The organism is Candidatus Liberibacter sp. (genome assembly GCF_014048425.1).
GTDB lineage: Bacteria > Pseudomonadota > Alphaproteobacteria > Rhizobiales > Rhizobiaceae > Liberibacter.
This window is the reverse complement of sequence record NZ_JACETX010000024.1, coordinates 1-21110: the sequence shown is the minus strand read 5'-3', so window position 1 is coordinate 21110 and position 21110 is coordinate 1. Positions and strand designations below refer to the sequence as shown.

The following is a 21110-nucleotide window of genomic DNA, read 5'->3' as shown; positions in this document are numbered from 1 at the left end:
AAAACGACCCTCTAGCCGTACAGCAAAAGGATTTTTTATGACGAACTCGCATAATCCTAGCGAACATACGATCTATTACGCACGCAGTGGATTCCTCAATATGGACGGTCAATCTATCACTTTAAAAGACGGAGAGATACACAAAAAATCTTCTACTTCTCCGAATATTTCAATCATTAAATTTGATTCCTATATCATAGACATGGCTCCCCTATTAAGTGCCGTACAAAAACCCAAAATCAAAGCAGAAGATCGAGATCTTTACTTTCTATTCAATCCCAATCTAGAAGATCCCCAGTACAAGGATACGGTAGAAGAACATCGTGCAGAACTTCATAAAAGGTTAACGCAGTGGTTGTTTCCCATTATATTTGGGTTAATTTCAATAGCAACTATCGGAGGAAGCACATCTCCGCGTCACTCCGCAAAAATACATCCTACGATAAAAGCCTTGGCAGTTTCTTTGGGATTTTTTGTGTGTTTTTCGCATATTATATATAGCATTGGGAAAAATTCGTTTTATATTCCTCTTCTATATATATTTCTCTCCTGTACCTTTGGAGTGCTCACGTTCCTGATTTCAAGGGGAACCACGAGAATATAGAGAAAGAAAAATATCCATCATGATGTCCTCTCTTCTACCAGGCACCCTATGGTGTCATTTCTTTAAATGTTATATAAAGATCGCCATCTTCTTTCTATTAGGATTCATTTTGCTGATGTTTATAATTCAGCTAAACGAAACACAGCTTATCATGGGGAGCTTTCCGAAATACAACCTCTCCGAAGGCGCACTTCTATCCATCATGCGAGTTCCATTGCTCATACAACAAACCATCCCATTCATCAATTTGTTGATCAGCATGTTTGTTTTTTTTAGTCTTAATAAAAAAAATGAATTAATCGCAACACGTTCCGCAGGAATTTCTGTATGGCAATTTCTATTGCCTTTTGTGACCGGTTCTTTTTTATTAGGAATATTTACAATATTAATTATCAACCCAATCGCCGTCGCCGGAGAAAATATAACTTTTCCCTTAAAAAATAAATGGAGAGAGGATACCAGCAATCCAATGAACGATCCCAATACCATTCCCTGGATTCACAAAAGAACCAACCAAGAGAACTTTATCCTTGGCGCAAAAAAAATTTTAAAAAAAGAAAAAATTTTACTCAATGTTACCATTATAAGATTCGATAAAGAAGACCAGATTATCCTCAGACAGGAAGCCGAATCTGCAACTATCTTCAAAGAAAACATTTTGCTTAAAAAAGTCGTAGAGTATAAATACGGGGAAAATCCCGTATTGAAAGATTCTGTAGTAACCAACGTCTCCATTGATATAGATGATTTTGAGCAATATTCCGATTTTTTTGAATGTATCCCTTTTTATTATACAATCAAAAGAATCTTATTCTCTAAAAACCCAAAATCTATTGGTAGTCGGTTATCAGAAACTCGGTTCTATTGTCTTATAACAACACCCCTCTTACTCGTATCTATGACATTAATAGCGGCTTGTGTGTCTTTGAAATTTAGTCGTTCTGGACAATATCTGGCTCTTATTTCGTCGGGTATTTTTTCTGGATCCGTGCTGTATACCATAACGATAATTATGAAATCCTTTGGAAAATCTGGCATTCTACTCCCCTTTATCTCCGCAGCAGTTCCAATCATCATAGCAACGTCTCTTAGCATCTCGTTTCTTCTAGCAAAAGAGGACGGATAACGGTGAAAAAACATCATTACAAAATCCCAGCCATTCTATGGGTTTTTCTGATCATTGCTATCAACTTTTCAAACAATGAAGTAACCTCTCAAGAACCAATAGATGACAAAAAAACCATTCTTCCAATAAAAGAGACCACTGCTCACAATCAAAAACTAACACTCTCGTCGGACGAAATCATCTACAATGCCGATACGAATACCACGACTGCTGTGGGAAACGTAAAAATGTCGTATAATGGATATTACGTGACTTCTGATAAAATAACGTATTACCGCAAAACAGGCAGAATCATTGCTAATGGTAACATTGAACTGATCGAAAAAAATGGAAATCGCTTACATGCTAACCATATTGATATAACTGATAATTTTTCAGATGGATTCATACAAGAACTCACCATCAAAATGCCCAATAATACATATCTTTCTGCCAAGAGTGCAACCCGCATTGCCCGGGAAGAGCGTGCCATTTTTAACCATGGTATGTATACAGCCTGCTCTGCTTGCTATTCTCCGAAAACAAGCTTCCCTCCCTTTTGGGCAGTTAAGTCCAAGCGCATCATACAAAACGATCGTACACACACTATACGTCTTGAAAAAGCATATTTTGAACTCTTTGGTACTTCGGTCGCTTATCTTCCTGTCATTGAAATTCCAGACAACACCATTTCCCGGCAAACAGGATTTCTCTTTCCAAAAATCGTCTATTCCGGACCACAACAAGGTATTGGCTTTCAAATACCTTATTACCAAGTCATATCAAGAAGCGCAGATGCAACTTTAACCGTTACTCCGTATCCAACCGCAGGAATTTTTAGCGAACTTGAATTTCGCAAACACTTTCGAAATGGAATACACACATTACGAGCCGCTTATATGTATACACTCAATAATCAAAAACCTGCGCCTGATAATACAACAACAAATCATCAAGCAATGCTTTCATCAACGGCAAAGTTCGAAATCAATCCCAATTGGATCTTTGGATGGGATGGAATGGTTCAAAGTAACAACCACTTTTCCTATAATTATAATATAACCGATTCTTCGAGTAGAATTCGAGAAAACAAAATTTATCTTACTGGTCTCGGAGAAAAGACCTACCTCAATCTACGAACATCACACTTCGCAACACAAGTTCCATCGTCAGACGACAATCAATTTGCACAAGGAAATATCTATTTTTTGATAGACTATGACTATATAGAACCGAAGTCTTTTGCAGGTGGAGAACTATCGCTTAATGGAAATCTTACTGCATTTTCTCGCCCAAACCCATCAAAACCGAACGATAATTACAACGAAATTTGGATTCCTTCCGGAGTGAATAGTCGAGTATCTGCAGAATTAGAATGGAAGAAAAACTTTATCACACCGCTTGGTATAATCGCAACGCCCTCCATAGCTTTAAGGGGAGACATACACAACGCTCCTACTAGAAGTTTTACACCCTCATCAAGGATAGAACCACCTGATTTTTTAGATAACTCTTCTAATCAGAAAACTTTCATGCGTAGCATGGTGATGCCAGGAATAAAACTACTAGATTTTTTAGATAACTCTTCTGATCGAAAAACTTTCATGCGTAGCATGGTGACGCCAGGAATTGAAACCCGATATCCCTTTTTGATTATTGCAAAATCATCACGGCATGTTTTAGAAGGAATAGCCCAGCTATATTTGCGTACAAACGAATTATACGCAGGAATGATACCGAATGAAGATGCTCAAAGCCTTGTTTTAAATTCAAATTCTTTATTTAGACGCGACAAATTTTCTGGTTACGATCGCATGGAAGGCGGAATTCGCACCAACTTAGGATTACGCTACACAGGATATTTCAATAACCTGTATACAATTCACGGCATCATAGGACAATCAATCCATTTGGCGGGGCAAAATTCTTTTGCATCTGCAGATGTTATCGGGATAGAAGAAAATTCAGGTCTTAATGATGAAAGATCCGACTATGTAGGAGCAATAAGCGTAATTACTCCTTATAATCTCATGCTTTCTGTTCAAATGCTGACCGACAGCAAAACACTTGGCTTACGCAGCATGGATGCCAATCTCAATTATAGCAATGATATATGGGCAGCCAACTTGGGTTACACACACATTACAGATCATCCGAAGCAAAATCAGTATTTCTCCCGCGACATACTAAAATCAAGCTTTGAACTAAAACTGAACGAAAGCTTTTCTGCGACAACATCCTCAACATGGAACTTGCGTAAACAAAATATTTTCTCTGATAATGTGCATTCGCTTGGACTATCTTATCGCAATGACTGTGCTGTCTTTGATATCTCTTATGAACATATACCTAACAATCCGAGTAGAAATTGGAGAATCAACGCTAATCTCGGACTTAGAACTATCGGCAATCTGGGCGTATCTTCAAATATGTACTAAGATATAAGCATGTGCTATCATTCTCTCTTATAAAGTATTGTTATCAATGCATCATTCGTTAAACTTATGGGATAAAATATGATGTTTATTAATTACAAGGATTTTAAATGATCTTCGGAAAATTCAATTCAAGTAAAAAAAATATTAGTCTAATGGTAGCACCATTCTTCATATTGATAGCAGGATTATCTGGCACACAAGAATCGTGGGCTATTTCCAGCAAAATAAGAATAACAGTAAATGGTATGGTCATTACTGATGTTGATGTCTCCAAACGCGCAGAGACTTTGCGACAAGGGATACAAAATGAAAATCTCAATAAAATGGCCGAAGAACAACTCATTACTGAAGCTTTGCAACTACAAGAAATAGACCGACATGGCATGTCAGTGTCTTCGGATACTATTGATGCTTATTTTGCAAATAAAGCCAACGGACTCGGAATGACAAAAGAGGAATTTGCAAAATCTCTAGAATCTGAAGGCTTTGAGGAAAAACATTGGAGAAATCTCATTACATTACAACTTACTTGGCCGCATCTTGTATACTCTACTTTCATGTCAAATATCCAGGAAAAGAATTATCAAGAAAAATTTATGGATTTTGTACGAGAAAGGAAGGGAAAGGCAACTATACGAGAATATACCGTACAAAAAGTTATATTTATAGTACCCCACAAAGAACTCAATAATAATAATGCACTCATAAAAAGACAAAAGGAAGCGGAAGATTCACGTTCCCACTTTCCAGGATGTGAAAAATCTGAAGAATTCGCATCTACAATGCACGACGTATATATTAGCAATGTTCTACGTTTGCATGAACCCGATTTAGATCCTCAACTTATCAATATGCTCAGGAAAGCCCATAAAGGCACAACCGACACTTACATATCTAAAAATGGCATTGAATATTACTCAATCTGTAGCACAAGAGAAATTAACGGTGAAATTGCTCTTAGAGCGATTTTTAATGCTCAAAATCTCCGTCAAAAATTCGAAAAAAATTTCGAGAAGTATTCGAGAGAATATATCAAGAAATTACGCTCAAGCGCAAATATTCACTTCTACCAGTAGAAAGAAGATATTGTATGGAAGAATTCATTCTTTCTTCCCCTCTTGTCCTTACTCAAGGAGATCCAGCTGGAATTGGTCCTGATATATCTCTAAAGGCATGGTTAAATCGCAAGAACAGGGCTGTTCCTCCCTTTCTTTATATCGGGGATCCGGATGTCTTGAGATCTAGAGCCAAGCAACTCAATATTACTGTCCCTCTATACGAAACAGATTGTTCAAATGCTATTTCAATATTTACACATGCATTGCCAATTATAAGCTCTCCATGTGGAGCCAAAATTATAGCAGGAATACCAAAATCCGCAACGGTACCTTCTACCATTGCAACTATCGAAAAAGCTGTCTCTCTTACTCTCTCTGGCAAAGCGCTGGCAATGGTCACCAATCCTATCTCGAAATCCGTATTTTATGAAGCTGATTTCAAATTTCCTGGACATACAGAATTTTTAGCTGAGCTGGTACAACGAAACATAGGTATGACTTGTAAACCAGTGATGATGCTAGCTGGACCAAGACTACGGGCTGTGCCTATTACGATTCACATCCCTCTTACAAAAATTTCACAGACTCTATCGCAACAACTCATTATCGAAACCTGTCATACCGTATATCATGCTATGGAAGAGTATTTCAATATAAAAAATCCACGGCTTGCTGTATCGGGGTTAAACCCACACGCAGGAGAAAACGCCAATATTGGACTTGAAGAGTGTAATATCATCTGTCCAGCCATTGCACAATTGCAGAATGAAAACATTCAAATTTCAGGACCATTATCCGCTGACAGCATGTTCCATGACAGTGCCCGTCAACATTACGATGTAGCTATATGCATGTACCACGATCAAGCTCTTATCCCGACGAAGACCCTTGATTTTAATGAAACAGTAAATATCACACTTGGCCTTCCTTTTATACGTACGTCACCAGATCACGGCACCGCTTTTAATATCGCTGGAACAAAAGGATCCCAAGAGGATAGTTTGCTTTCAGCTCTTAAGATGGGTGCACGACTTGGATATCAAAAAATCTGTTCACAATGATTGCAAAAAACAAACATCATCCCCTACAAAGGCTTATCAATCATTATGGAATCATCCCCCATAAGAAAATGGGACAAAACTTTCTTTTAGATCTCAATCTTATCAAGAAGATTGCAAATACCTCAGGTTCCTTGGATGGTATCACCGTATTGGAAATTGGTCCAGGCCCAGGAAACTTAACCCTAGAACTTCTTGCATTAGGAGCGAAAAAAGTAATTGTTATAGAAAAAGATCAACAATTTTTACCAATATTGGAAGAAATTTCTTTTCGATATCCAAATAGAATAGAAATTATACAAGGAAATGCCTTAAAATTTGATCTCAAAGAATTCTCACATCTCAATCGCCCTATTCGAATTATTTCAAATCTTCCATATAATATTGGAACACGGCTATTATTTGATTGGATTACTCCTCTTATTTGGCCACCTTGTTGGGAATCCTTAACTCTCCTTTTTCAAAAGGAAGTCGGGCAACGCATAGTAGCGAAAGAGAATGATTCTAACTACGGTAGGATCAGTGTATTAACTGGCTGGAGAACAGAATCCCGTATGGTATTTGATATTCCTCCCCAGGCTTTTTTCCCATCACCTAAAATAACATCGACAGTTGTGCATATTACACCACGTCTTAAGCCTATTCCTTGCTGTCTAGAATCCCTTAAAAAAGTCACTCGAGAAGCTTTTGGACAACGTCGTAAAACACTGCGACAAAGCCTAAAAACACTGGGAGGAAAGGAATTATTGCACAGATCTGGCATAGAATCGAGTCTCAGAGCCGAAAACATTGCCGTAGAAGATTTCTGTCGTATAGCATCTCTATTATCAAAAGAAAATAATCCTATGTTAAGTGACGATATTGAATAATGTATTTTTTATAGAGCATGTTTCTCTTTTACATCAATTTAATAGTCTAAATCTTTCTCGCAATTTGCCCTTTTCCCTCAAAACATCTATTAATCAAGAATTAAAATGTGTTCTTGCTTCGCAAGCTCTTGTAGAGTGAGATAGTAGGTATAACTTATCTAAAAGTAATAGATTCCATGAAAATTAGAAGACTTTCTGAAAAAATTATCAATCAAATCGCTGCAGGTGAAGTTATTGAGCGACCATCGGTTGCTATAAAAGAGCTTATCGAAAATTCCCTAGATGCAGAATCTACCTGTATTGAAACCGTTATTTCTGAAGGAGGGAAATCTTTCTTTCAAGTTTCTGATAATGGTTGTGGCATGACATCCGATGAAATACGTATGGCAGTACAGCGTCATTGCACGTCGAAAATATCAGATGATCTTGATAATATTCATACATTCGGTTTTAGAGGAGAAGCCTTACCTTCAATAGGCTCCGTAGCTCATCTTACCCTCATGAGCCGTCCTTCTAAAAATGAAATCGGAGCACAAATATCTGTTTCTGGTGATAAAATTTCACCTATTTGTGCATCCGCCATTAATCCTGGAACTATTGTAAAAGTCCAAGATCTTTTTTTTACAATACCCGCGAGATTAAACTTTTTAAAAAGCACTCAAGTAGAAACCAACTTAATCGCCGATGTCATCCGACGCATAGCAATCGCCTATCCTGCAGTACGATTCACACTATCAACAACTGGAAGCAGTCGTGCTATGATGGACTTTCCATCTACTTCCAGCAATTTTTCCGATCGTATTTCTCAAGTGATTGGCAAAGATTTCATCGAAAATTCAATTGAAATAGATACAGTATCCCAGGATATGAGACTACGAGGATATGCAGGAATTCCCACCTTTAATCGAGGAAAGACGAATCAAGTGTATACTTTCGTCAATGGTAGGGCAGTTCAAGATAAGTTTCTTTTTGCGACAATTCGAGCAGCTTATGCAGAAACCATTCCTCAAGGACGATATCCTGTTATTATTCTCCTATTGGAAATTCCTCCAAAACAAGTAGACGTCAATGTCCATCCTGCAAAATCTGATGTCCGTTTTCGGTATCCACGCATGGTGCGCAATTTTATTATTAGCAGTATCCAACAATCAATTTCTCAAAAAAAACTTGCCACCTCTTCTTCTCTTTCTACCAAGATGCTTTCTTCTTTCCAAAAAGAAAACACCGGGAGGAAATTTCTATCCAAATATATCTCTCAAGATACGCCTTCATTTTTTCAGCAATTTTCCTTCCAAGAAAATTCTCCGTCCACTACAGATTTACTGCCCCCCGAAACATCTCATTTGGATCACAGTCCTCTACAAGAAGATACATCTCTCCAGAATGAGCTTGGCACGGCATGCGCACAAATCCATCAAAACTACATTATCGCTCAGACTGCTGACGCATTAATTATTGTTGATCAGCATGCCGCCCATGAACGACTAATCTTTGACAAGATACGCGAAGACATGCACAATCAAAGGATAACGTCACAGATATTATTGATTCCAGAAATTATCGATCTTCTTGAAGGAGAATGTTCTCTCGTAATAGAGCATGCTGAGGAACTTCTTCAACTAGGAATCACACTTGAACACTTTGGATCGAATGCGATTGCTATTCGTTCAATTCCTGCAATCTTAGCTAACAGCGATATATCAACATTCCTTCGAGATCTGGTTGATGAAATTATAGAATATAATACAACAAATAACGTGATCGATAAAACGGAAAAAATCCTCGCAACCATAGCATGCCACGCTTCTATTCGCGCAGGGAGGGAAATGCAATTAAAAGAGATGAATATGTTACTGAGAAAAATGGAAAGAAATCCGAACAGCAGTCAATGTAATCATGGACGTCCGACTTTCATTAAACTCAAGTTATCCGATATAGAGAGACTGTTTGGGCGTTAAAACACCAAAAACCGTATCATACCTTACTATAATACAGAAAGACTTCATAAATATGTTTCATAAAAATAATGAGATTGAGGCAGTTCTTCGGTATAAAGATGGAGATTTTGAAATCATACGTCTAGGAACATTTGTAACTTGTGCAATAACAGGAAAGCATATTCCCTTGAATGATCTATGCTATTGGAGCGTTGATAGACAAGTTCCTTATGCCGACGCAGAAACTTCCCTGGAAGCTGAAAGACGTGAGGGAACTATCTCGTATTAAAAATATGCTGCTTTTTTTTGTTACTGAAAAAAGCAAGCGTCATCTCAATCAGATGCAAAGGATCTTCTGGATTTTGAAATACCATATCTGCTCTAATTATGAGACACTTGGATAAAAGTTTTTCGGCTATTCCTGGACGTTTTTGCAAGCGCGCAGCGTCTTTTTCGGTAGTGACTAAAACTAGATTTTCGCTTTCAGCTTGATTAAGAAGAAATTCTATCTTCTTATCGCTCAGATGCATGTGATCTCCAAAAGAATGGCATTGTGAAAGAGCGGCTCCAAGATTTTTAACAGTAATAAAAAATTTTTCTGTATCAGCAATACAAGAAAAAACAAGAACCTTGATATTGGAAAAATCAAATTCCAAACGTGGCTTCAATCTAGAAAAGTACGCAGGCTTAGCAGTAAAAAACACCGGAAAATCTGTATTATCTGAATTTTCTATGTAAAGAATAGCATCAGTATAAAGAAGCTGTGTTGGAAGAGGAACCCTCAAGGGCCCTGCCGGAAATACCAATCTATTTCCTAATCCACGACGAGAGTCCACGACTACAAGAGAAAGATCTGCTTTTAAATTAGCAGAGTGAAAACCATCATCCATAATGATGATATCTACTCCCTCTTGAATCAACATCTGAGCCCCTATTTCCCGATTATTTGCAACAACAGTCGTTGCCTGACGAGCAAGAAGTAATGGCTCATCACCAACATCAAAAGCTCCGTGTCGACTCAAATCAACACAAATAGGGAACTTGAATTTTCGTCCATAACCGCGCGATAAAAATCCTGGCTTAAGATTCTTATCAATCGCAGCAATGGCAAGTGCCAATGCAGTTGGCGTTTTGCCTGCTCCTCCCATAACAAAATTCCCAACACAAAGAACAGGAACGACAACATCCCAACGGCGACCATGTCTCATCAACCAAGATACCACCACACCGTAAATTAAAGACATAGGATACAGAACCAAGGAATAAAAACTAAATTTTCTCCACCAAAACGATGGCGCCTTAATCATGAATTTATAAACCTTATTAAAACGCCAGGATTTGGCATATGTAACTCAAGCACAAACAATTAAATTCCGTCACATTCTTTTGAAGAAAAAATTTTCCTATTTATATCATGCTCGAAAATAAAGAGATCCTCAATATTCCTAAAATCCATATAGAGTTTTCATTGAAGACTTCTCTTCGTCTTCTTAATACGTATTCTCCTAGGCAATAAACGAGCTTGAAAAATGAGTGGATTAATATAGGGCTCTAAAGCTCGCAACGTAATTTCAAGAGCACCTTGCATTTCTTCTACTTTACTCATACCGTTATTGATCATTTTATATCGTAGCCTTGGCTTGGATAGTAATAAGTGTACTATATTGGCTAATTTTTCAGCATCTTGAACTATACAAGCAGATTCCGAAGATGCCAGCTTTTGATAAATATCCCGAAAATTATCTATATTTGGACCAGATATAATCGCACAACCAAGCATAGCTGGCTCAAGAGGGTTTTGTCCTCCTTTTGAAAATAAAGAGCGACCTACAAAAGCAATTTCAGTCATACGCAGATACAAACCCATTTCACCAATCGTATCGCCCAAAAAAACATCAATATCTGAGCTCAACGCATCTCCACGCGTATGACGTGCAACTTTCAATCCTTTGGAAAGAAGATTTTTTTCAATCGCATCACAGCGTTCAGGATGACGAGGCACAATAATAGTCAAAATATTATGACAAGATGCAATTTTTTCGTGAACATATACGGCAACATCTTCTTCTCCTTCAAAAGTCGAAATTGCTGCCCAAGTATATCTTTCTCCAATCTGTTGACGATATGTAGAAAGTACTGTTGCATCACACGGTGGCGACCCAACATCTACTTTAAGATTACCAGATACGACTAATTCTCTTATCCCTAATTGCCTATAAATCTCGTAACTGGCCTCAGATTGAACAACAGCTAAAGATAATTTGCTAAAAATCTTTTCGGACAAACTTGGGAAAATGCACCAATTTTTAAAAGAATGGGAAGACATACGTGCATTGACGAGAATCTGAGGGATGCGCTTCTTAGCCAATTCACAAACTGATAGTGGCCATATTTCTGATTCCGATAAAATGACACAATCAGGTTTCCAGTGATTCAGAAAGCGTGAAAGAGCAGGCTTCACATCAAATGGGGCATATTGATGAATCACTTCCTGCCCTAAGCGCTTCTGTGCTAAAATAGCAGAAGAAATCGTTTTTGTCGTCAATAAAACAGTAACCTTACGACGACGTATTTCACGAATGAGTTCAATAAGAGCTATCGTCTCTCCAATGCTCACAGCATGGAACCAAATAAGCGGACCGACGGGACGCATAGCACTCGAATATCCTAGACGCTCTGCTCTTCTAGAATCCTTCTTTCCGCTTATAAATCCTTTTAAAAGCAAATAAAGTGATAAAAAAGGGGCTAAAACGATTCCGCCCCAACGATATACAGTTAAAAGAATGTGACTCAAATAAACACTCAATAAGAAGTTCCCTCCTCATTCCAAACTATCACTCACTCTATCGCCATCTTATATATACACTACAAACAATGACCGAAAAAACACTTTAAAAATCTAATGCATAAAAAATACAAACTCCTATGGGAATATAATATATTATATATTTTCCGTATCAAAATGAGAAAAACGCGATATATCCACTATAAAATAACGCATAAGCGCATTATCTACCATTTGTTGAGATTTTGCTTTCCAAGCATCACGGGCACTGGAGTAACTAGAAAATATCCCAACAATATCAATATCGTTAGGATTACGAATTTTCTTCCCTGAAAGATTCTCCAATTCTCCACCAAAAACAAGATATAAAACTTGTTCTTCTTTTTTTTTCTTATTCATGACAATCCTTTTCTCAATATTCTAAATATTATCCTCTTATAATCCCTCAGTACATAAAAAATTCTCCATAAACCGTCTATTCAAAAAGATGTCAAATGCTCCCGAAAAGAGTGAAAAATGACGTTTAGAAGAGGCAAATAACACTCCATGATTCACCTGAAGGCGATTATACGATATAAATTTTCCGTCAACGCCAACCAATGCACCACCAACCCCTTCAAGCAATAAATCAGCAGCAGCAATATCCGCATCGTTTACTGGAGATTTTCCTCCATTTTTCCACCAAAATTTGGGATATTATAGAAAATACCGCATCGCCACAACACTAGCACCCTGAACCGCAGATCTGACTATATCAAGATCATCTTTCCAGTTATATATCCGATTCTCATCCATCAAACATCATTTGCTAGCTAGCATAACACGATCAACTGCCAATGTTGGGGTAGAAATCGCACGATGGCACTCTATATCACTGGCAGGCGTAATACGTGAGAACATTTCTTTCAAATTGGAAGCAATCGTTATCCCTGAAACAGGATACGCCAATTCACCATTTTCAATACACAAGCCAGAAACACCTTGGCTATATTCTCCCGTAATCAGATTAGTACCTTGCCCTATAATCCCAGTGACATACAGTCCTTTTTTAACACTCCGGATTAACTCCTCACAAGAGATTGTTCCTGGTTTTAACGAAATATTTGTAGAAGCAGCAACCATGGAAGAGCCTGAACGCACACCTCGACCGTTAGTACGAGAACCGAGATCACGAGCAGATGCACTCGATAAAAGCCAATTTTGCAGGACACCATCTTCTACTAAAACCAAAGGACCGAACGAAACACCTTCATCATCAAATGGGCGAGAAGCAGAAGCACGTTTTATAAAAGGATTATCAACAATAGTTATACCCTTAGAAAAGACCTTTTCCCCCAAACTATCACGCAAAAAACTCACCTTACGGGCAATCGTTTCTCCACTAATCCCTTGAATAAAAGAAGATATCAGATGAGGAGATATACGCGGATCAAAAACAACGGTACTTAAACCGGTATCCATCTTGCGAGGATTAAGACGACGTACAGCAAAACTCCCTGCACGAAGACCTATTTCTTCTGAAGAACGTAAAGATGAATAAAAGGTACAACTATCAAAATCATAGTCTCTTTCCATACTCTTCCCTTCCTGTCCTGCAACAACACTGACAGATCGGGAAAACCGTGTTTTCATATAAGAACCAGTAAAACCGTGCGACGTTACCAATCCGAATCCCCCAACAGCAACAGAAGACGAGGCACCCAAGGAATTGCTTACCCCTGGAATCGAAAGAGCAGATTCCTCCGCAGAAAAAGCAGCATCGTACAAATCACTATCGGGAACGATAGTCGGATCATACATATCCAACTCAGGATAATTATGGGCAAGAAGAGATTTATCAACCAAAGATGCAGAAGGATTCTCCAGTGAAACTTTCGCCATGTCTATAGCTCTCTCAACGATTTGTTGAGAATCAGCATCATGATTACTAGACGATACCAGTGCAACTTTTCGCCCAACAAATACACGCAATGACAGAAGATTGTTCTCAGATAACCCTGTCCCTTCTATTTTTCCCAAACGAACGGAAAAATTCTTGACCTTAGAATACACAACCTGAGCATCGGCAGAATCAGCTCCCGCTCTCAACGCCAAATCAACAAATTTAGCGGCATACTCCACATTAGCCTTTGAAATAGCATCAGAAATCATAAAATAAGACCTCTCATTATAACCCAAGAATTTTTAACACATATAAAAAAATATCCACTGCATTGAATCTGACTTTCAATCTCGTCAAAGAAACTGGAGCATATCTCTCTCCCCTTAAATCCTATTGAATACAGGATATATCTCTCCTTCTTGGATATAAAAATACCAACATCACCCTAAACTGGACTTTCTAAATGTCCTGCTTAAAAATTTACTTTTATGGGAAGCATATTTTCCTCTCCAGAAGAAAAGAATGAATCTATTGATATGTCCTATAAAAACCTCTCTGTAGATATGATACCATCCCTTATGTAGGATCATAGCAAAAAAAATGGATCTGCGTATCCCGATATCTACGCTTTTGAAGAAATTTAAAAGCATGTCCAACAGAAATATCAACTCCTATATGTTCTTCTATGATGACTAAAGCTGAAGGTTCTAACCATCCTCCACTATCTATAGAATCCAAGGCTTTCTGAGCAAGTCCTTGACAATACGGAGGATCTAAATACAAAATTTGAAAGGGTTTTGTATCGCCAATATTCCCTAAATACAAGGCATTCCGTAAGAGAATATCACTGCTCTTTCCCACATTCAAGAGTGTAGAATTCTTGCGAATTAATCTTAAACTTTCAGAATTATTATCTATGAATAGAACATACTGACAGCCTCGTGACAAGGCTTCAAAACCAATGCAGCCTGTACCAGCAAAAACATCTAACATACGAGTAGCATTCAAAGCATTGGGATAAACATGCATAATAACGTTGAAAAGACTCTCTTTCGTCCGGCTTTCGGTAGGACGAATGGATCTATTTTTAGGTGCATATAAAGAACGACCTCGAAATTTACCTCCGATAATTTGCATCTCGCCGACTTCTATTTTTCATGCGATTATTCTCAGATAAATAGTTTTTTATCTTCTTTGAGGCAAAAACTTCTCCTATAGCACCCTGTTTACCCTTCTTGTGAAAAGACGCTTTTTCTTTTTTATTGAAATATTTTCCTTTTTGATCGCCTTTATAATTTGTTGAGCGATTATCCTGATTATCCTCTTCCTTTCTTCTATCAACCGAAGATGATGCGTGCGAGGAGCCTTGCGCCATCCAAACATTAGAAGCGCGATTCCTTCTCCGCATTGAAGGAGAGATATATTCTCTTTCGCTAAACTTATCATTTTCCTGGTGTTTCTTATCTTTTCCCAGATAATTAATAGATTTTCTTATATGTTTTAAAGCCGTATTATCCCCTTCCTGAATCACCGTTTCAGAAGAATAAATTGGAGCATCAAAATTGACTCTTGCTTTTTCAAGAAGCTTTGGACCTAGTTGATCCCGTAATACTTTTCCAGAAACTTCTTTCACACTTCCTTCGGTTAGTTCTCCCAACTGAAAAGGGCCATACGAAATACGAATTAGTCGGTTTACTTCCAAATTCAAAGATTCAAAGACCTTTTTGATTTCTCTATTTTTTCCTTCACGAAGACTTACCTTAAGCCAGATATTAGAACCCTTTTGAGAATCAATGATCGCTTGAATTCCTCCATAAAACACACCTTGAAGCGCTATTCCTTCTCTCAGTTCGTCAAGCCTCGATTGATCAATCTTCCCATAAGCACGCACACGGTAAACACGCAACCATCCGGTAACAGGCAATTCAAGAATACGAGAAAGCTGACCATCATTGGTAAGAAGAAGAAGCCCTTCTGTATTGATATCAAGCCGTCCAATCGAAACTACTCGGGATAGAGAAGTCGGCAAATTGTCAAATACAGTAGGACGTCCTTCAGGATCAGAATGAGTTGTCACGAGACCTGCAGGTTTATAATAAAGCCAGAGACGCGTTCTCTCTGCTTCCCGAAGGAAATTTCCATCTACTTCGATATGATCAGCAGTTGTAACATTTATCGCCGGTCCATCAAGAACAATACCATTAACCTTTACTCTCTTTTGCATAATCATACGCTCCACCTCACGCCGAGAGGCGATTCCGGCTCGCGCAATAACTTTTGCTACTCTTTCCGACGGCAATTCCTTTTGCACAACCTGCATATCCTTCAAAAAATCCATCCCCCTATGAGATATTTTTCAATATCTATTTTCTCCAACAAACCAACTCAATTAACTCAATAAGGATTTAGCATATTTTATTCTGGAATCTATTGTTATTTGATTATTTTTTCTCTAGAAACATAGCTATGGATAAAAAAAATATTTTTATGTCCCTCGCTTTGGAAGAGGCTCTTCAAGCTTCTCTACGCAATGAGATTCCCGTCGGAGCAATTGCTGTACTGGATAACAAAATTATTGGTCGAGCAGGAAATAGGACTCGTGAATTCAAAGACGTTACTGCACATGCTGAAATTTTGGCAATACGCATGAGTTGTAAGACATTATCACAAGAACGCCTCCCGGGAGTTGATCTTTACGTAACATTAGAACCCTGTACAATGTGTGCAGCAGCTATCTCTTTTGCACGTATTCGTAGACTTTACTATGGCGCCTCCGATCCTAAAAGTGGAGGGATAGAAAATGGTTCTCAATTCTATACGCTTGCGACATGTCATCATAAACCAGAAGTATACTCTGGTATATCAGAAAGTCTTAGTAAACAAATGCTTCAAAATTTCTTTATGGAAAGAAGATAATATCTTTTTCGATATCATCACTGCTACAGGCACATAATTTGCACCAAATTATAAAATATTTCTGAGAGATCTTCTCCTAAAATCCTAGAATATAAATATAAAAACAAAGACTTAAATTTATCCTAACCCTCAATCAGAGACTTTGAGTTTTCCTGCATCTTCCCTTACTACCTCCCTAAGCTTTTTAACAATTCCATCTGTATACCAGAAGCTCGAAATAAAAGACAGTAGCTCTTGCGTGAATGGACTAAGGATTATAATCGATAGACTGTCAATCTCAGCCTCCTCAAAGATTTGGATCAATTTAAAAACGAATTGTAAATAGATAAAAATTCAATTTCCAATTTCTAGACTCCGTCACTTTTTTCGTGACTTAATGCAAGGTTTATTTTGATTAATGTATTAACTTCCGTACTATTATAATGATTGTGATTTATTAGAATCCGAACCTCATAAAGAAGCTACTGCGGAGATAGCTCAAACAGCAGTCACAAACACATCTTCTAGAGAAGATACGTAACCCTGTGGTTTCTGCAAATAAAACTCAAACAACAGTAATAAATACCTCTTCTGGCGGAAATATAGAAGAATTACAAAAACCTACAAATCCTTCGAAAGCATTTGCTAATGTCACGGATTTATTGTCTAAAAATCTTACGTCTTCTGGTTTGGAAAACCTATTCAGATATAATTTAAATATAAACACCGATTTATTGAATATAATAATAGATCAACTATCAAAATAGCCAGATGATACGGTTATAAAGCTTATGCAGGAATTAAATACGAATAATGCTATTCTAGAGCAACGTGATAATTCAAATCTGAAAAGATGAAAGAACGCCTGGAGGCTAGTTATCGTATAATGCCATTTAAAAATGCAAAAATGCAGTATCAAAAGCGCTAAAAAGGAAAAATCCTAGGGGGAAGCGGGAGCTAACTGAGATCTAGAAGCAATAAATACCTTAAATAAAATTTTTATAAGACTTTCCGGAATTTATCTCCTATTATACCAAAAATTTCCATTTGAATGCCGATAGATAAAATAATAATGCAGTCATGAATGAGGACACTATTTCCTTTTGATCCTTTGCTAATTTTTTTCTGCTCAACGAATACATCTGAGAAAAACAATCCGGAGGGGATATCTTGTCATACAACTCATTTGGACATCTTTTCCGTGTCACAACCTGGGGAGAGAGCCATGGTATCTCTTTGGGCTGTCTTGTTGACGGATGTCCTCCAGGAATTCGCTTTACGCTTGACGAAATACAGTATCGTCTAGATCAACGAAAACCAGGAAATTCTCGCTTTGTTACCCAAAGAAAAGAAAATGATATTGTCAAAATATTGTCCGGATTTTTAGAAGAAGACAATGGAAAATCGCTCATAACAATCGGAACACCCATTGCAATGACAATTGAGAATATTGACCAGAATTCTATGGATTATAAAGAAATTTCCCAAAAATATAGACCTGGACATGCGGATTACACCTATGACGTCAAATACGGAATACGTGATCCTCGCGGAGGAGGACGCTCTTCCGCAAGAGAAACAGTGGCTCGAGTCGCAGCTGGCGCTCTAGCACGCAAGATCATTCCTAACCTTTCTGTTCGTGCAGCCCTCATACAAATTGGACCACATAAGATCAATCGCTCTCATTGGGATTGGAATGAGGTAAATAAAAATCCATTTTTTTCTCCAGATTCACAAATAGTTCCGCTATGGGAGGAATATATCAATACAATTCGCAAGAAAAAATCCTCTATCGGCGCTGTGATTGAAGTGGTCGCAGAGAATGTACCTGCAGGATTAGGAGCTCCTGTTTACGGAAAACTTGATCAGGATATAGCTGCATTGCTGATGTCAATTAATGCCGTAAAAGGAGTAGAAATCGGTGAAGGTTTTCAATCCGTATCCATGACAGGGAAAGAAAATGCTGATTGCATGAAAATAGATGATCATGGTTTTCCATGTTTCTTTTCAAATCACGCTGGTGGCATTTTAGGTGGCATATCTACTGGACAACCAATAATCGCAAGATTTGTAGTGAAACCTACTTCTTCAATCCCGGTAGAACAGCTTTCCATTGATGCTGATGGAAATGAAACAACCATTCTAACGAAAGGTCGGCACGATCCTTGTGTAGGAATTCGTGCTGTTCCGATAGGCGAAGCTATGGTAGCATGTGTTTTAGCGGACCATTATCTACGCGATAGAGGACAAATAGGCAAAGCAAGATATGGAAAAAATGATGTCACTTAAAGAACAACAAATTACTGAAATCATCCAAACCTTTAAACGAGGAGAGATTATCGTCGTTATGGATGAAGCTGATCGCGAAAATGAAGCTGATCTGGTTCTTGCTGCGATACACTGTACTCCAGAAAAAATGGCATTTATTATACGTTATACTTCCGGGATTGTTTGCACACCCATGCCTTACAAAAATGCACGCAAACTTGGTCTCAATCTCATGGTATCCGAAAACGAAGCAATGCATGGAACTGCTTTTACTGTATCTGTTGATTCCAAACATGGGATTACCACGGGTATATCTTCTGACGATCGAACGCATACTGTAAAAAATCTTGCTGATCCACAAAGTTCTCCTGAGGATTTTGTCCGACCAGGACATATCTTTCCATTGATAGCACGCGATGGCGGCGTACTAGAACGTTCCGGTCATACAGAGGCAGCTGTTGATTTATGCAAGCTTGCACAACTCCCTCCTGTTGCCGTTATTTGTGAGCTAGTTAATGATGACGGAACCATAAAAAAAGGAAAACAAGTCATTGATTTTGCAAAAAAAAATGGATTAAAAATTATTTCTGTTATGGATCTTATTTCCTGGCGCCAACAAAAGGATGCTTTGCTTATACCCCAATTTCAGAACAACATAGAAACAAAAGAAGGACCTGCCCAAGCGATTACCTATTTTACACAAGAGAAAAATTTCCGATATGACGTTCTGGTCGTCGGCAATATTTCAAAGCAATGTAACGTCCCAATGTACTTGCATAGAGAAAATTTTAATGTTTTTGACAAAAAGAAAACTTTGGATCTTTATATACAAGAAATTTTCTCTAACGGTCGGGGAATCGTTATATACTTGCATCAGGATTTTTCGAATCTTACGCCGCAAGATTGGAATGATAATTCTATTTCTATTGTAACAAATACAGTGCAAAAAAAATCGGACAGGAAAAGTTTACGAGAAACTTATGCCATAGCACAAATACTCAAAAATCTTAACGTTCGTTCTGTATTAACGACAGATTTCGATCAATCTCATGTTACTAAGCTTAAGGATTTGGGCATCGAGGTAAACTATTCACCGGCCAATTACCCATCAGGATAATCCCGAATAAGTGATATTATCGATAGATCTATGTCGTGATTTTACAGGCTGTGCAACGTTATCTCAACAGAACCTAGAGATTATATCTTTTGCAGAATCAAGAACAACCAGACTTTGTCTTCAACGATTGCTAATAGCGCACTATCTACCAGAAAATGTGAAATATCTAATACAAAACCGCAAATCTATGGCCGAGAGGTAGAGAGGGATTCATATCACATCGGACGACATATGATCCATTGCCACCCCACATCTTGAGACTTTATCTAGAGCGAGAATAAAAGCAATGCGAGGCGGATAGATGATCTAGCCATTACCCTCTCCTTTGACATACGACTTTAACAGAAAAATAACAGCAAACATTCTCCGAACTCATATAGAGTCTCTCTTTGATATTGATATACATCTACGCGATTAAATATTTCAAAATAATCCATCTTTGATAGAAATCAGAAACATATCTAATATTACCGTCATCCCTATCAGATAATCGAACATCAAAGCTGAAAATAAAGCAAAAAGATACGTTATTGAAAACAAAAATAGTTTTCTTGCGGGTAAAAAAATTTTTTCCCCGCCACAGGAAAATGTCATACGCAATGCCCCTAGAATAAACCTAAATCCCAAAAAAGATGCTATTAATCCATATGCCATACTTACAAAACCGAGGATTGCTGGCAAAACTCCAGCAATTGCAGTCAAAACAGTATATGCAAGAATATTGATTTTAGTAACTCGTTCTGTCGCAACATTCGGCAACATCGGAATGCCCGCCTTGGCATAATCATCCTTATTGAGCAATGCCAAAGACCAGAAATGTGGAGGAGTCCAAAGAAATATGATTAAAAACATGACAAAGCTATCTATCGATACTTCACCAGTCACAACAGACCAACCGATCATTGGAGGAAGAGCACCTGCTATTCCTCCAATTACGATATTTTGTGGCGTACAACGCTTTAAGTAAACTGTATACACGACCGCATAGAAAAATATAGAAAGAGACAATAGTCCCGCAGAAACCCAATTGCTTATCAATCCCAGAATACTAATCGCAAGAGCCGAAAGGCAAAGTCCAAATACTAAAACCTCCG

18 protein-coding genes and 1 pseudogene are annotated in these 21110 nt (G+C 37.9%); 12 read left to right on the top strand and 7 right to left on the bottom strand.

The annotated features are described in order from the left end of the window. The 8 genes from H0G72_RS03735 to H0G72_RS03700 form a co-directional block, all read left to right on the top strand. Positions 1–604: LptF/LptG family permease (locus tag H0G72_RS03735; protein ID WP_182017443.1), on the top strand; the 604-nt coding region annotated here is incomplete at its 5' end. 19 nt (positions 605–623) lie between these two features. Next, positions 624–1730 carry an LptF/LptG family permease gene (locus H0G72_RS03730; RefSeq protein WP_409049322.1) on the top strand — a complete coding sequence of 369 codons (1107 nt, stop codon included), beginning with the start codon at positions 624–626 and terminating at the stop codon, positions 1728–1730. 2 nt (positions 1731–1732) lie between these two features. Then, entirely contained in the window at positions 1733–4147 is a 2415-nt protein-coding gene (locus H0G72_RS06385) for an LPS-assembly protein LptD (protein ID WP_182017442.1), read from the top strand. 107 nt (positions 4148–4254) lie between these two features. Then, positions 4255–5223: a SurA N-terminal domain-containing protein gene (locus H0G72_RS03720; protein WP_182017441.1), complete on the top strand. Its 969-nt coding sequence runs from the start codon at positions 4255–4257 to the stop codon at positions 5221–5223. A gap of 14 nt (positions 5224–5237) precedes the next feature. After that, positions 5238–6266: a 4-hydroxythreonine-4-phosphate dehydrogenase PdxA gene (gene pdxA / locus H0G72_RS03715; protein WP_182017440.1), complete on the top strand. Its 1029-nt coding sequence runs from the start codon at positions 5238–5240 to the stop codon at positions 6264–6266. Continuing rightward, positions 6263–7132 (top strand): 16S rRNA (adenine(1518)-N(6)/adenine(1519)-N(6))-dimethyltransferase RsmA, encoded by an 870-nt coding sequence (gene rsmA, locus H0G72_RS03710; protein WP_182017439.1) that lies wholly within the window; start codon positions 6263–6265, stop codon positions 7130–7132. The genes pdxA and rsmA overlap by 4 nt, the downstream gene beginning before the upstream one ends. A 176-nt stretch (positions 7133–7308) precedes the next feature. Further along, positions 7309–9090, top strand: a complete 1782-nt coding sequence (gene mutL, locus H0G72_RS03705) for a DNA mismatch repair endonuclease MutL (RefSeq protein ID WP_182017438.1) — start codon at positions 7309–7311, stop codon at positions 9088–9090. 52 nt (positions 9091–9142) lie between these two features. Next, positions 9143–9358: a DUF2093 domain-containing protein gene (locus H0G72_RS03700; protein WP_220456102.1), complete on the top strand. Its 216-nt coding sequence runs from the start codon at positions 9143–9145 to the stop codon at positions 9356–9358. On the opposite strand, the gene lpxK is transcribed toward H0G72_RS03700, so the two are convergent. The 6 genes and pseudogenes from lpxK to H0G72_RS06240 all read right to left on the bottom strand — a co-directional run. Then, positions 9345–10376: a tetraacyldisaccharide 4'-kinase gene (gene lpxK / locus H0G72_RS03695; RefSeq protein ID WP_182017437.1), complete on the bottom strand. Its 1032-nt coding sequence runs from the start codon at positions 10374–10376 to the stop codon at positions 9345–9347. The genes H0G72_RS03700 and lpxK overlap by 14 nt on opposite strands. A 158-nt stretch (positions 10377–10534) precedes the next feature. After that, the gene (gene waaA, locus H0G72_RS03690; RefSeq protein WP_182017436.1) at positions 10535–11875 is read right to left on the bottom strand and encodes a lipid IV(A) 3-deoxy-D-manno-octulosonic acid transferase; all 1341 of its coding nucleotides are present in this window, start codon (positions 11873–11875) and stop codon (positions 10535–10537) included. A 135-nt stretch (positions 11876–12010) separates the two neighbouring features. Then, a complete protein-coding gene (locus H0G72_RS03685) occupies positions 12011–12253 on the bottom strand; it encodes a DUF4170 domain-containing protein (RefSeq protein ID WP_182017435.1) in 243 nt (80 codons plus the stop codon). 402 nt (positions 12254–12655) lie between these two features. After that, positions 12656–14005, bottom strand: coding sequence for a TldD/PmbA family protein (locus H0G72_RS03680; RefSeq protein WP_182017434.1), 1350 nt, complete (start codon positions 14003–14005; stop codon positions 12656–12658). 307 nt (positions 14006–14312) lie between these two features. Further along, on the bottom strand, positions 14313–14873 hold the full coding sequence (gene rsmD, locus H0G72_RS03675; protein WP_182017433.1) for a 16S rRNA (guanine(966)-N(2))-methyltransferase RsmD: 561 nt from the start codon (positions 14871–14873) through the stop codon (positions 14313–14315). Between the two features lie 382 nt (positions 14874–15255). Next, positions 15256–16038: pseudogene (locus tag H0G72_RS06240) on the bottom strand (pseudouridine synthase); the annotation flags it as partial. A gap of 164 nt (positions 16039–16202) precedes the next feature. On the opposite strand from H0G72_RS06240, the gene H0G72_RS03665 reads away from it, so the two are divergent. The 4 genes from H0G72_RS03665 to ribB all read left to right on the top strand — a co-directional run bounded on the left by H0G72_RS03665 (position 16203) and on the right by ribB (position 20016). Continuing rightward, on the top strand, positions 16203–16652 hold the full coding sequence (locus H0G72_RS03665) for a nucleoside deaminase (protein ID WP_182017432.1): 450 nt from the start codon (positions 16203–16205) through the stop codon (positions 16650–16652). A gap of 524 nt (positions 16653–17176) precedes the next feature. Further along, complete coding sequence (locus tag H0G72_RS03660) at positions 17177–17398, top strand: hypothetical protein (protein ID WP_182017431.1); 222 nt, start codon at positions 17177–17179, stop codon at positions 17396–17398. Between the two features lie 403 nt (positions 17399–17801). Further along, the gene (gene aroC / locus H0G72_RS03655; RefSeq protein ID WP_182017430.1) at positions 17802–18920 is read left to right on the top strand and encodes a chorismate synthase; all 1119 of its coding nucleotides are present in this window, start codon (positions 17802–17804) and stop codon (positions 18918–18920) included. Further along, entirely contained in the window at positions 18910–20016 is a 1107-nt protein-coding gene (gene ribB, locus H0G72_RS03650) for a 3,4-dihydroxy-2-butanone-4-phosphate synthase (protein ID WP_409049323.1), read from the top strand. The genes aroC and ribB overlap by 11 nt, the downstream gene beginning before the upstream one ends. Positions 20017–20439: 423 nt before the next feature. Here ribB and H0G72_RS03645 read toward each other — a convergent pair. Further along, on the bottom strand, positions 20440–21110 hold a 671-nt coding region (locus H0G72_RS03645; protein ID WP_182017428.1), incomplete at its 5' end, for a protoheme IX farnesyltransferase.